At 71.6% G+C, this 12,675-nt stretch carries 14 protein-coding genes; 8 read left to right on the top strand and 6 right to left on the bottom strand.

What is annotated here, in order from left to right:
• Positions 1 to 9: 9 nt before the first annotated feature.
• Complete coding sequence (acuI, locus tag F6X38_RS17380; protein ID WP_150971851.1) at positions 10 to 996, bottom strand: acrylyl-CoA reductase (NADPH); 987 nt, start codon at positions 994 to 996, stop codon at positions 10 to 12.
• A gap of 199 nt (positions 997 to 1,195) precedes the next feature.
• Between acuI and F6X38_RS17375 the strand changes: the two genes are divergently transcribed.
• The 7 genes from F6X38_RS17375 to F6X38_RS17345 all read left to right on the top strand — a co-directional run bounded on the left by F6X38_RS17375 (position 1,196) and on the right by F6X38_RS17345 (position 7,477).
• Positions 1,196 to 1,402 carry a hypothetical protein gene (locus tag F6X38_RS17375; protein WP_150971850.1) on the top strand — a complete coding sequence of 69 codons (207 nt, stop codon included), beginning with the start codon at positions 1,196 to 1,198 and terminating at the stop codon, positions 1,400 to 1,402.
• Positions 1,403 to 1,592: 190 nt separating this feature from the next.
• Complete coding sequence (locus F6X38_RS17370) at positions 1,593 to 3,686, top strand: FUSC family protein (protein ID WP_161992810.1); 2,094 nt, start codon at positions 1,593 to 1,595, stop codon at positions 3,684 to 3,686.
• A gap of 4 nt (positions 3,687 to 3,690) precedes the next feature.
• Positions 3,691 to 3,894: a DUF1656 domain-containing protein gene (locus tag F6X38_RS17365; RefSeq protein ID WP_150971847.1), complete on the top strand. Its 204-nt coding sequence runs from the start codon at positions 3,691 to 3,693 to the stop codon at positions 3,892 to 3,894.
• A 13-nt stretch (positions 3,895 to 3,907) separates the two neighbouring features.
• Positions 3,908 to 4,840, top strand: coding sequence for an efflux RND transporter periplasmic adaptor subunit (locus F6X38_RS17360; protein WP_150971845.1), 933 nt, complete (start codon positions 3,908 to 3,910; stop codon positions 4,838 to 4,840).
• A 53-nt stretch (positions 4,841 to 4,893) separates the two neighbouring features.
• A complete protein-coding gene (locus tag F6X38_RS17355; RefSeq protein WP_150971843.1) occupies positions 4,894 to 5,868 on the top strand; it encodes an aldose epimerase family protein in 975 nt (324 codons plus the stop codon).
• A gap of 132 nt (positions 5,869 to 6,000) precedes the next feature.
• On the top strand, positions 6,001 to 6,852 hold the full coding sequence (locus tag F6X38_RS17350; protein ID WP_150971841.1) for a VOC family protein: 852 nt from the start codon (positions 6,001 to 6,003) through the stop codon (positions 6,850 to 6,852).
• 4 nt (positions 6,853 to 6,856) lie between these two features.
• Positions 6,857 to 7,477, top strand: coding sequence for an alpha/beta hydrolase (locus F6X38_RS17345; RefSeq protein WP_150971839.1), 621 nt, complete (start codon positions 6,857 to 6,859; stop codon positions 7,475 to 7,477).
• Between the two features lie 3 nt (positions 7,478 to 7,480).
• Here F6X38_RS17345 and F6X38_RS17340 read toward each other — a convergent pair whose 3' ends face one another.
• A complete protein-coding gene (locus F6X38_RS17340) occupies positions 7,481 to 7,741 on the bottom strand; it encodes a hypothetical protein (RefSeq protein ID WP_150971837.1) in 261 nt (86 codons plus the stop codon).
• A gap of 95 nt (positions 7,742 to 7,836) precedes the next feature.
• Positions 7,837 to 8,814 (bottom strand): ROK family protein, encoded by a 978-nt coding sequence (locus F6X38_RS17335; RefSeq protein WP_150971835.1) that lies wholly within the window; start codon positions 8,812 to 8,814, stop codon positions 7,837 to 7,839.
• Between the two features lie 104 nt (positions 8,815 to 8,918).
• Here F6X38_RS17335 and F6X38_RS17330 point away from each other — a divergent pair, with 104 nt between their 5' ends.
• Positions 8,919 to 9,653 (top strand): copper homeostasis protein CutC, encoded by a 735-nt coding sequence (locus F6X38_RS17330; protein ID WP_150971833.1) that lies wholly within the window; start codon positions 8,919 to 8,921, stop codon positions 9,651 to 9,653.
• Positions 9,654 to 9,665: 12 nt separating this feature from the next.
• Here F6X38_RS17330 and F6X38_RS17325 read toward each other — a convergent pair whose 3' ends face one another.
• From F6X38_RS17325 to F6X38_RS17315, 3 genes are all read right to left on the bottom strand, one after another.
• Complete coding sequence (locus tag F6X38_RS17325) at positions 9,666 to 10,097, bottom strand: hypothetical protein (RefSeq protein ID WP_150971831.1); 432 nt, start codon at positions 10,095 to 10,097, stop codon at positions 9,666 to 9,668.
• A gap of 124 nt (positions 10,098 to 10,221) precedes the next feature.
• Positions 10,222 to 11,397 (bottom strand): DMT family transporter, encoded by a 1,176-nt coding sequence (locus tag F6X38_RS17320; protein ID WP_246191408.1) that lies wholly within the window; start codon positions 11,395 to 11,397, stop codon positions 10,222 to 10,224.
• Between the two features lie 36 nt (positions 11,398 to 11,433).
• Positions 11,434 to 12,669, bottom strand: coding sequence for a type III PLP-dependent enzyme domain-containing protein (locus F6X38_RS17315; RefSeq protein ID WP_150971829.1), 1,236 nt, complete (start codon positions 12,667 to 12,669; stop codon positions 11,434 to 11,436).
• Positions 12,670 to 12,675 lie beyond the last annotated feature (6 nt).

Raw genomic sequence — 12,675 nt, 5'->3', positions numbered from 1 at the left:
TCCCGCCGCTCAGCGCCTGACGTCGACGACGATGCGCCCTTTCGAGCGACCGTCGAGCAGCCCGCGCGCGGCGTCGATCGCGGATTCCAGCCCGATCTCGCTCGTCGCGCTTTCGAGCAGCGACACGTCGACGAGTTCGCCGAGCCGCGTCCACGCCTCTTCCCGCTCGTTGCGCGGGCGGTAGACGCTGTCGATGCCGATCAGCCTGACGCCGCGCAGGATGAATGGCGCGACGCTGGCCGGCAGGTCCATGCCGCCGGCGAGGCCGCAGGCGGCGACGGTGCCGCCGCGCTTGAGCGTCGCGCAGACGTTGGCGAGCGTCCGGCCGCCGACCGAATCCACCGCGCCGGCCCAGCGCTCCTTGCCGAGCGGTTTGCCGGCTTCCGAGAAGTCCTGCCGATCCAGCACGGTCGCGGCGCCGAGGCGGCGAAGGTAGTCGCCATGCTCTGCGCTCCGGCCCGTGACGGCGGCGACCGAATAGCCGAGCCGGGCCAGCAGCATCACCGCGACCGAGCCGACGCCGCCGGTCGCGCCGGTGACGAGGACCTCGCCCCGGTCCGGCGCGACGCCCTGGCGCTCCAGCGCGATCACCGAAAGCATCGCCGTGTAGCCGGCCGTGCCGATCGCCATCGCGCTTCGCGCGTCGAAGGCGGCGGGAAGCCGGATCAGCCAGTTCCCGTCGAGCCGCGCCTTTTCGGCGAGCGCGCCCCAATGCGTTTCGCCGACGCCCCAGCCGTTCAGCACGACCGCGTCGCCCGGCTGCCAGTCCGGGTGCCGGCTTTCCATCACGCGGCCGGCGAGGTCGATGCCCGGCACCATCGGAAACGAGCGCACCACCGGCCCGTCGCCGGTGATCGCCAGGGCGTCCTTGTAGTTCAGCGTCGAGTAAAGCACCTCTACGGCGACGTCTCCGTCCGGCAGCCGCGCCTCGTCGATCTCCTGCAGCGTCGTGCGGGTGCTGTCGCCGATCTTCTCGGCGAGGAGGGCGCGGAACATGGGCCTCGGTCTCCGTTGCGTCTCGCCGAATCACATGTCGCGGCGAGCCATTGCCGGCCAGTCGCCCGACTCCAGGTTCCGGCCGCGCGGCATTCACGATTCATGCACCTGATTCGGCTAATGCGCGTTCGCGGTCATCATCCCGACCAGATCGCGTGAGATATGGCCGGATCAGCGGAGACGAACGGGGGAGGATGCGATGTTCAATGTCTTTCATCAGCGGAAAGACCCCTCGATCGTCTGCGTCATCCCGGATGTCGGGATCATGCCCTCGTTCCTGCGCGACACCGGCTGGCGCTATGCCGGCCGCATGGACCGCGTGAACGGCGCGCTCGCCGATTTCGACAATGCCAGCGCGAACGCGGTGATCGAGCGCACCGGCTTCTACGTCTACACGGCGCAGTAGCAGGCGCGCGGGCCCCCGAGCCGAACTCTCATAACGGCCGTCCGGAAGCGGTTCCGCCGGGAGCGTTTCGCTCTCGACGGGAGGACGCGAGGTATTACCTTCCGTTCCGAATCGTGGCTCGGCCGCTCGAGCGCCGCTCCAACCGTTCGGAAGGTGAAGGCCCTATGCCGCGATGACGGCGAGCGAAGCTGTGTCCGCCCCCTCTCCGCCACATCGGAACGCGTTCGACGGCGCGCGCTGGCTCGCGGGTTTCAGCAGGGAACGGCTGGTCTACGCCACGAACGTCGCGCTGATCGCGGTGCTGGCTCTCGCCGGCTCCTTCCTTCTCGATCTCGATCGCTCCTACTGGGCGCTCCTGACTGTGGCGCTCGTCTCGCAGGCGAGTTCGGGCCTGACGGTCTGGCGCTCCGTCGCGCGCCTTATCGGAACGCTGGTCGGCGCCGCCTTCGCGCTGGTGGTGCTGGCGCTGTTCGCGCAGAACAGCGCGGCGGTGGTCGCGGCGCTGGCGCTCTGGATCCTCGCCGTCGGCATGCTGGCGCGCTTCGAGGTCGGGCTCGACGCTTATGCCTATGCCGTGTCCGGCCTCACCGCCTTGGTGATCGTGTTCGACACGGGGTCGAACGCGCCGACCGGCTTCGAGATCGCGGTGACGCGCACCACGGAAACGCTGATCGGCATCGCCGCGGCGTTCGTCGTCCTGCTCGTGGTGTTTCCCGTCTCGGCCTCGCGCGTCCTGACGAACGCGCTCGCCGATTCGCGGACCAAAGTGCTCGAACTCTCGCGGCGCGCGGCCGCGGTCGGCGACGAGATCGGCGTCGAGGAAACGCAAGGGCTGACGAAGGCGCTGTCCGGCGCCTACGCGAACCTCAGGGCCCAGAGCCTGGAGCGCTCGCACCGCAGGATCTCGACGCGGAAAGCCACGGAGGCGACCAACCGGCTGAACCGGCTCCTCATCGCGGCCGAGCGGATGTCCTACGCCATGGCCGGTCTGCAGGGCGCGGAACTCTCGGCCGAAGTCGAGGCGGCCAGCGCCCGGATCGTCGGCATCCTCGCCGCCGTTCCGCCGCCGGACGCGCCGATAGCGGCGATCCGGGAACAGGCGGCGGCGTTTCGAGCCGGCGTCGCGGAGATGGATCTCCGACCGGCGATCCGCGACCTCGTCCGCCGCGCTGACCGGGACACCAGCCGCGAGGCGATGGCGCTCGATGCCCTGCGGGGCTTCGCGCTGGACGCGGCGGGCTATCTCGACGCGGAAGCGGCGATCCGCGACCCGATGGAGCCGCCGCCGCGCACGGAGCGCATCGCGCCCCGCTATCCGGACTGGCGAGCGGCGTTCGAGCGCGGCCTTCGACCGGCGCTGGTGTTTCTCGGCCTCACCACGCTCTGGATCGCGAGCGCGAGTTCCTCCTTCGAGACCCTGGCGCTCATCGCGGCCGGACTTTGCGTCACGTTGCCGGCCATCGCGCCGCGCGCGGCGCTGACGGTTGGCGGACAGGCCCTCGGTCTGGGCTTCGCGGCGATGTTCCTGCCCGTGCTCGCGCTCGAAGCCGCCCTGCCCTACGTCGAGACCTTCACCGCCTTCGCGGCGCTCGTCGGCTCCGTCTTCTTCGTGTTCTTCTACGTCTGCTACGACCAGATGCTGCGCACCTACGCGCTCGGCGGCGCGATCTTCCTCGCGACCGCCCTGCAGCCGTCCAACACCGAGACCTACGACGCGCTCGGCGCCTTCAACGCGATGGCGGCGCTCGCCTTCCTGCCGCCGGTGATCGTCGCGGCCTTCACCGTCCTGTTCCCGGAGAACCAGCGCTGGCTGCGCCGGCACCTCGACGACGCCGGAACGCGGCTCCTGGCACGGGCCGCGCGGGGCCGGGACGCACGGGCCGACGAATTCCTCGCCCAGTCGCTCGACGCGATCGGCGACTACGGCGGCGACCTCGATCTCGCCGAGCCGGCCAACCGCACCGATGTCCGGCGCAGCCGGGCCGTCGCGGCCGCAGGCCTCGAACTCTACGAACTCCATCGGCTGCGGCGGCTCGGCCACCTGCCGCGGCCCCTCGCCGCCTCCCTCGAGGACGTGGCAGAGGCGGTGCAGGCCGAAGCCGGCTCCCGCGACGGGGCCGAAGCGCGCGCGACGCTGGATACGGCGCGGCGCGAGGCCTTGGCGCTCGCGTCCGGCGCGGACATGCCCGAACTTGCGCGGGCAGGTGCGCTTCGGTTCGCGCTCGGCGTCGAGTTCCTCGAACTCCTCGTCGAGGACCGTCGTCTGCAGGCGGCAGGAGGCTAGCGCGATGCGGCATGAACTCTCCGCCGCCGGCCTGTTCTTTCCTTCGCTGCTGCTCTGCGCGGTGATCGCGGGCATCCTCTGGTTCGCCGTCGACCGGGTGATGCTGCATGCCAAGGCTTGGTCGCTGTTCTGGCACCCGCCGCTGGCCCGGCTCTGCCTCCTCCTGATTCTCTTCGGCGCCGTGTCGGCGCTCTACCCGGACTTTTAGAGCGCTCGCCCGAATGATCGTCGTCCGCCTCGCCCTCACCGCCCTTTTCGTCATCGGCGCCGTCTTCGGCGTCACCTTCATCTGGACCACCTATTTCGAGGCGCCCTGGACGCGCGACGCCCGCGTCTTCGCCCGCACCGTGCAGGTGGCGAGCTACGTCGCCGGCAATGTCGTCGAGCTGCCGGTCCGCAACAACTCACCGGTGAAGAAGGGCGACCTGCTGATGCGGATCGATCCGGCGACCTACCAGTCGGCGGTGCGCCAGGCGCAGGCGCAGCTCGACGTCGCGATCGCCAACCGCAACATCCAGGCCGACAACACCAACCGCACGACGCAACTCAGCCGCGGCGACGCCAACACCGTGTCGCAGGCGACCGTCGTGCAGGCGCAGCTGCAGCTCGCCTCCTCCAACGCCAACGTCGAAGCCTCGCAGGCGTCGCTGGAGGACGCGCAGATCAATCTGGCTCGAACGGAAATCCGCGCCAATGTCGACGGGTTCGTCACCAACCTTCGCGTCGATGTCGGCGACTACGCGCAGCCGGGCTCGGCGGTGATGGCGATCGTCGACGCCGCCTCGTATCGCGTCGACGCGTACTTCATGGAAACCAAGCTGCCGCGGATCGAGGTCGGCGCGACGGCGCGGCTGCGCATGATGGCGAGCGGCAAGGTGTTGCAGGGCCGGGTGCGCTCGATCGCGCGCGCCATCGCCGATTCGCAGAACGCCACGGCATCCGACCTGCTGCTGGCGCCCGAGCCCGCGTTCGAATGGATCCGGCTGGCGCAGCGGGTGCCGGTGGACATCGGCTTCGAGAACGTGCCGGCCGACTTTCCGCTGGTTTCGGGCGCGACGGTGACGGTGATTGTCGATCAGCCGCCGGGCGAGCGGAACCTCGCCTGGTACGAGCGCGCCTGGGGGCCGCTCCGCGCCGCCTTCGCCGCGGACTGAGACCGCGGCGATCCGCGCTGGACATCGGGGCGACGCATCGCAAGTCTGCGCCCATGACCCCAGCGCCCGCCATCCGCCTCGACTGGTCCGCCGGCAGCGCGACGCTGCAGCCGCTCGGCGCGATGCTCGGCCCCGTCCGGTTCACGCTTCCCGACGGGACGGATGTCCGGCCGTTCCACACCGCCCCGTGGGTCGAGCGTCCCGACGGCGACGCGCAAGAAGGGCTGATGCACGGGCTTCGCGGCGAATGGCCCTGCGTGCCGTTCGGCGCGGCGGAAGCGGACAGGGGCGGCGGCTGGGAAGACCCGTTCCCGCACGGCTTCGGCTCGAACCACGACTGGGACATGCGGATCGACGATGGCAGCCTCGTCGCCGCGATCGTTTATCCGCCCGACCACCCGGTCGAGCGGCTGCAGCGCCGCGTGACGCCGAACGGCGCCGGACTCGATTTCGAACTGACGGTTCACCCCCGCGCCGACGCGGCGCTGCCGATCGGCCTCCATCCGGTCTTCGCCCTGCCCGAACGGCCGGGGGCGATGGAGCTTGCGGTGGACGCCGCGGGACCTGTCTTCACCCATCCCGACGACCCGCAGCCCGATCCCTGCCCGCTCGTTCCGGGCGCGGTCGCGGACGATCTCCGGCGGATGCCGCTCCGCGCCGGCGGCACGCTCGACCTGACGCGCCTGCCGCTGGCAGGGCGTTCGGAGAGCCGGGTGCTCGTCGGCGGCGCGCGCGGCCGCGTCGATCTGGCGAACCGCGAGACCGGCATCCGTACGACGCTCCGCTGGGACGCCGCGAAGCTCCCCGCGGTGATGCTCTGGATCAGTAATCGCGGCCGCGCCCATGCCCCGTGGAACGGCCGGCATCTGGCGCTCGGCGTCGAGCCGGTCGCCGCCGCCTTCGACCTCGGCACCGCGGCGTCGCGGGGCGAAAGCGAGCCGGCGCGGCGTGGGGTTCCGACGGCGGTGGCGTTGCGGGCTGGCGAGCCGTGGCGCATCGGCTACTCGGTCGGTGTCGAGCGAATCTGACGCCGAAGTCGCCGGATCAGGCACGGTCCGTTTCCAAATTCGCGGGCGAAACGGCTCGGCCGGCCGGCTAAGAAGGGTCGTCGCCGCGACGAGCGGCATGTTTAGCCGACCGGCTAACCCGGAGAATCACACATGGCGGAGTTCGACGACGCACCGCTCGCGATCGACAAGGTCGCCCTCATCGTCCGGGACCTCGACCGGGTCGCCGACTTCTACCGCGACGTGATCGGCCTCGCCGAACTCCGGCGCGACGGCGAAAGCCGCGCGCTCGGCGCCGGCGACCGCGTGCTGCTGGAATTGCGCCGCGACGCGCATGCGCGCGAGCGCTCACCCCGCGACGCCGGCCTGTTCCACACGGCCTTCCTCCTGCCGACGCGCGGCGATCTGGGCCGCTGGCTGCGCCACATGGCGGAGAAGCGCCTGCCGCTGCAGGGCGCGTCCGACCATGTCGTCAGCGAGGCGGTCTACCTCGCCGACCCGGAAGGCAACGGCATCGAGATTTATGCCGACCGGTCGCGCGCCGCCTGGACCTGGACAGACGGGCTGGTGGCGATGCGCACCGATCGGCTCGACACCGACGCCCTCATCCGCGCGGCCGGCTCCGAGCCGTGGCAGGGGGCGCCGGCCGGCACGACGGTCGGCCACGTCCACCTGCAGGTCGGCGCGGTCGAGCCCGCCGACATCTTCTACAACGGCCTCATCGGCCTCGACGTCACCGCCCGCTATCCGGGCGCGAGCTTCTTCTCGTCCGGCGGCTACCACCATCATCTGGCCGCCAACGTCTGGAACAGCCGGGGCGCCGCGCCGCGCGCCGAGCCGACGACCGGCCTGGCGGAAGTCGCGATCCGCCTGCGCGATCCCGCCTTCGTCGACCGGCTCGCGGCGAAGGCGACGGGCGCGGGCGTCGCGGCGGAGCGCGACGACGGCGGGCTCGCCCTTCGCGATCCCTGGGGCACCCGGCTCCGCTTCGCGCCGGCTCCTTGAGCGCATGCCGGACAGCCTCGTCGTCCTGCTTCACGGCGTCGGCGCGAGCGGCGCGGACCTCATGCCGCTCGGCCGCATCTGGGCGAGGACGCTGCCCGACGCCGACTTCGACGCCCCCGACGCGCCGGAGCCCTTCGACGGCGGCGGCCCGATCCGGCAATGGTTCAGCCTGGAAGGCGTCACGCCCGCGAACCGCCCGGCGCGCGTCGCGGCGGCACGGCCGGCCTTCGACGCCCTCGTCGCCGGCATCGTCGAGCGTCACGGCTTTGCCGGACGTCTCGACCGCGTCGCGATCGTCGGCTTCTCGCAAGGGGCGACGATGGCGCTCGACGCCGCGATGCGCGGGCGCTGGCCGGTCGCCGCCGCGGTCGCGCTGTCCGGCAGGTTCGCCAGCCCCGAGCCGTTGGCGCCCTCACCGAAGACCGGCTTCCTCATCGTCCACGGCGCCGCCGATCCCGTGGTGCCGGCAACCGAGGGCGAGCATGCCGCCACGGCGCTGCGGGCCCGCGGCCTCGCGGTGCGCCATCACGTCCTGCCCGGCGTCGGCCACGAGATCGCTCCGGAGGCGATGCGGCTCGCGGGCGCCTTCCTCGCGGAGCGGCTCGGCGCGCCGATGACGGCTTAGGCGTCAGTTCCCCGCCGCGGCGGCGGCGATATCCTTCAGCTTGGTCAGCAGGAGTTCGCCGCCCGGCAGCCGGAACGTCGTCTCGTCCGCGGTTTCCACCAGCGCGCCGTTCGACATCAGCCATTCGACCGCCGTCTCGCTCCACGCGGCGTTCGAGCCGAGCGCTTTCGGGCGCTCGCGATAGCTGATGCGATGGAGATCGTAGACCTTGCCGTCCGATCCCTTCGCGACGATCAGGTGCGTTTCGATCCGGTCGGTCTGCACGGCTTGTTCCTCGGCATGCAACCGTCCGACGGTCCCTCCCGCAGCTTGCGCGAAGCTGTCGCGACCGATCGCCTCACCGCTTTTCGCGGCACCGTTCAGACGGCCGCGACCGCTTCCGTGCGCCAGTGCAGCGCCGCCCCGACGAGCCCCGCATCCGCGCCGATCCGGGCCTGACGGATCAGCGGCGCATCGGCCCGTCGCAGGATGCGCCGGCGCAGCGCCGCATCGAGCGCCGCGAGGAGCGGCGCGCTGTTCGACAGGCCGCCGCCCGCCGGCAGTACGGCCGCGCCGGTGACGTTCACGACGATCGAGAGCGGCCCCGAAACGAGGTTGATCCATAATTCGACGGTACGGGTCGCCGCCGGCTCGCCCGCGACCCAGGCGTCGACCAGCGCGCGACTGTCCCGTTCGACACCGTTGAGGTGGCGGTCGAGCCGCTCCAGCCCGCGCGCGCCCATCGTGTCGACGCAGCCGACCTGCCCGCAGCCGCAGCGGTAGGCCGGAAAGCCTTCCGGCCCGACGCAGCCATCCTGCGGTCGGATCACCGGGCCGTGGCCCCATTCGCCGGCGACGCCGCCGGCCCCCGCGACGATCCGGCCGTTGACCACGAGGCCACCGCCGATGCCGGTGCCGAGGATGATGCCGAAGACGTTGCGATATCCGACGCCGGCCCCGCGCAGCGCCTCGGCGAGCGCGAAGCAGTCGGCGTCGTTGGCGACGAGCACCGGCCGCCCGATCGCCGCTTCGAGGTCGGCGGCGAGCCGGCGGCCGTGGATGCACGGAATGTTCGCGACGACGGCGAGACCGGTATCCGGGTCGAACACGCCCGCGATCGACAGCGACAGGGCTTCGGCCTCCGGCGCGGCGTCGAAGAGCCCGCGCATCGCGTCGCGGAAGGCCGGCCAGTCCTTCGCCGGCGTCGGCATGCGGACTTCGTTCCGGAACGCGCCGTCGCCGTCGAGGCGCGCCGCCTTGATGAACGAGCCGCCGATATCGGCGCAGATCGCCGGGCGGCCGCGCCCGAGGGACAGGGCCGCATCGGATGCCCCGGAATGGTTCGTCGCCTCGCCCATGATTCCTCTTCGCCCCGCCGTCGTCGCTTCCCGACGCGCCCGGCTTCTGGTTTACCGGCGAGGCCCCCGCGTCAAGGGCGGAGGGCGCGCAAGGAAAATCGAGCGTGACCACCGCCACCAGTCCCCGCCGAACGCGCCTCGAAGTCTGCGTCGACACGCCGGTGGGGTTGGAAACCGCCGTGGAAGCCGGCGCGGACCGCATCGAGCTCTGCGCCGCGCTCGATCTCGGCGGCCTGACCCCCTCGCCCGGCCTGATGCGGCTCGCGGCGGAAGCGCCGATCCCGGTCTATGCGCTGATCCGCCCGCGCGCCGGCGGTTTCGTCAGCGACCGGCGGGAGGTGGAGGCGATGCGGGCCGACATCGCCGCCGCCGGCGAAGTGGGCCTCGCGGGCGTCGTGCTCGGCGCTTCCCGCCCGGACGGGACGCTCGATGCCGATGCGCTGGCGAGGCTCGCGGATGCGGCGGGATCGCTCGGGCGGACGCTCCACCGCGCCTTCGACCTCGTTCCCGACCGAGCCGCGGCGCTGGAACTCGCCGTGGAACTCGGATTCGAGCGCATCCTCACGTCGGGGGGCATGCGAAACGCGGTCGCGGGATCGGGAGCGCTCGCCGCGCTGGTGGCCCGGGCTGGCGAGCGGATCATCGTGATGCCGGGCGGCGGCGTGCGCCCGGAGAACGTTAAGGAACTTCTGCGCCGCACGGGCGCGAGGGAAGTGCACGCTTCGGCGCGCGCACCGGTCGCACCGGACGCCGTCCTGTCGGAGTTCGGCTTCCAGACCGCGCATCCGAGCGAGACGAGCGGCGCGGTGATCCGCGCCCTCCTGTCCCGCCTGCCCTGACGGGCCCGAACCTCAGGCGGCGCGGCGCTTGCCCGCCCGTTGCCCGTTCTGCGCGGCCACGCGGCGGAGCGCATCGCGGAATTCCGGCGAGCCGGCTTTGAGTGCCGGCTCCGGCACGGCGGGAACCGCCGCCGGCCGCACCATGTCCATCGGCCCGAAGCCGGCGAGGCCGCTTTCGTGATAGGAACGGGCGAGCCGGGCATCCGCCGCCAGGCCGAACAGGCCGATGGCGCGGCCGAAGGCCTCGACGAAGGCGGCCGGCTCCACCCAGCTCTTCTCCAGCATGTGCATCGGCCAGGCCCAACAGCCGTCGCTCCGCTGGCGGCCGACGCCGTCCCGGGCGATGAAGTAGCCGGTGCGCTTGTGCTCCAACCCGTCCACCGAGACGGTCCAGTCGGCGTTCTCGAACCAGGTATCGCTAAAGGTGGCGTCTTCGGCGTCCATCGAACCGCGGTGCCTCTTCCTGTCCGGGCGGACCGCCTTGCGGGGCCACGCGCCGCTCTCCCGACGAAGCAGGGCTAGCACGAACAAAACACGAACACAACGGTCGCGACTGTGGTGGATGCGGTCAGGCCGCTTCCCGTCGAAGCGGGTCCGGATAGACGGCGTCCGGAGTTGGCGCCGGCGTTTCGGCCGGTCGGTCGAGAGCGTTCCAAGCGGCGAGCAAACGGGCGATCAAGGCGTTGACCGTGTCGACCTCATGCTTCGTCAGCGGTTCGCCCTGCCGTGCGGCTAGATAGTCGAGGACGCCGAGGCCGAGTTCGAGCAGCCCTGCCTCGATCTCCTCCTCCGCGGTCCGCTCGGGCGTGGTCGCGACGGTCGCGGCCACGGCGGCAGCGCTTCCGCGCCCTGCGTCACCCTGCAGGAGGCTGCGGCTCGCCAGTGCCGCACCGGTGACGACGAGGCAGCCGGCAGCGAGCAGCGGGGCGCTGAGTTCGCCGTGCCCGATCGCCGCGACGAGCGCCGCGCCGATGAACGGCTCGACATAGGAGATCGCGCCGAGCGCCTGGATGTCGCCGCGCTTGACGCCATAGTCCCAGAAGAAAAGGGCAAGGCCCATCGGCAGCATTCCCAGCGCCGCGATCGCCGCCCAATCGCTCGCCAACGGTGCCACCCAGCTTTCCGTCGCCGCGTGGAGCAGGAGCGAGACCACGGCGGAGGCGGCGTAGAACGCGCCGAGAGCCGAGGTCGGCACGTCGCCGAAGAAGCGCGACACGACCGAATACAGCCCCCATAGCGCCGCGGCGGTGCCGACGACCGCGAGGTAGAAGGCGGGGTCGGCGACCGTCGGGGCAGCCTCGTCGCTGCCGTTGCCGATGAGAAGCAGGATGCCGGCGAGGCCGAGCCCCGCGCCGGCGACGTGCCACCAGCGAAGGCGCTCGCCCGGCAGCAGCGCCGAGCCGAGCACGATGATCAGCGGGGTCGTGCCCTGCAAAAGCGCGGCCGCCGCCGGCGGCGCCTTCTGCGTCGCGTAGTAGATGCAGGCGTGGTAGCCGACCAGCGAGCCGACCGTGAAGAGCCAGATCCGGAGCGGCTGCCGGAAGGCGGCGCGCGGATCGTCGCCGGTCGCGAGCCAGACGAGCGGCGACAGAAGCGCGGCGAAGGCGAAGGCGAGCCCGACCGTTTGCATCGGCGGGATCGCGGTGGTGAAGGTGATCAGCGCCGTCTCGGTCGCCCACAGCACCACGCCGAACGTGCCGAGGACGGTCGCGGCGGTCTTCGTCCGCATCCCGGCGGTTCGCATCGTTTCCGTCTCCCCGCGATCCGCCGCGTCCGCCGGTCAGCCCTCGATCGATACCACGCGGTCGAGGAAGAAGCCGTTGAAATGCGTGCGCATCGACAGGCTGTAGGCGCCCATCAGCCCGATCTCCAGCCAGTCGCCCTCGCGCACGTCGTCGGGCAGGACGAACGGCGCGCCGAGAACGTCATTGGAATCGCAGGTCGGACCGTAGATCCTGAATTCCGCCGTCCGGGTCGTCGTCGTCGCCGCGCCGTCGGCGCGCACGAGCCGCACCGGCCGCCGCTCCTTCGGATGGCCGAGTTCCTGCAGCGCGCCGAACACGCCGTCGTTGATGAAGAGCGTCCGGTCGCGCCGCACCGTGACCTGCGCCACCACGCGGCCGGCGCTCGCGACGAGGCTGCGGCCGGGCTCGCACATCAGCATGCAGCTCGACGAGAGGCCGAGCTTGCGGTGCCCGTAGATGACCTCGGCGAAGTAGCGCTCGAGCGGTGCCGGGTCGTCGCCCGGATAGGGCGCGGGAAAGCCGCCGCCGACATTCATCACGCTCAAGGCAACGCCGGCTTTGCGCGCCACCTTGCCGGAAAGGTCGAGCGCCGCGCCGAAGGCGTCGGGCGACAGGCATTGCGAGCCGACATGGAACGAGATGCCCGCCTTCACGCCGCGGCGATCGATGCGCTGCAGGAGTTCCGCCGCCTCCGCCGGGCTGGCGCCGAACTTGGTGGAAAGGGCGTAGCGCGCGTCGCGCGAATGCGTCGCGAGACGTACGGCGATGATCAGGTCGTCGCCGCCGCGCGTCTCGTCCAAAATCTTGTCGACCTCGGCGGCGCAGTCCACCGTGTAGAAGCGGATACCGAAGTCGCGGCTCGCCGCGCGGATCGCCGGACGCGACTTGGCGGGATTGTTGAAGAACTGCCCGGCGGCCTTGCCGAACAGGCTGTCGATCAGCTTGACCTCCTCCAGCGAGGCGACGTCGAAATCCCTGATCCCGGCCTCGAACAGCGTCCGGAGCGCGAAGGGATGCGGATTGCACTTCACAGCGTAGAGCACGCGGCCGGGCAGGCCGCGGAAGCGGCGCGCGGCCGCCTTCATCTCGTCGGGCAGGAAGCAGAAGACCGGCTCGGTCGGCTTCAGTTCGGCGATCATGGCGTCGACGCTCGCATAGGTCGGCAGCGGCGGATCGGTCCGCCGGGCCGGTTCCGGCGTCGTCGCGGCGGCAGGAAGGGGCGTCGCGTGCGCATCGCGCACGCGGTCTTGCATGGCTTTGATAGCCGACATCACGTA

It is taken from the genome of Plantimonas leprariae (assembly GCF_008802405.1).
Lineage (GTDB): Bacteria > Pseudomonadota > Alphaproteobacteria > Rhizobiales > Rhizobiaceae > Plantimonas > Plantimonas leprariae.
This window is presented reverse-complemented; position numbering and strand designations above follow the sequence as displayed.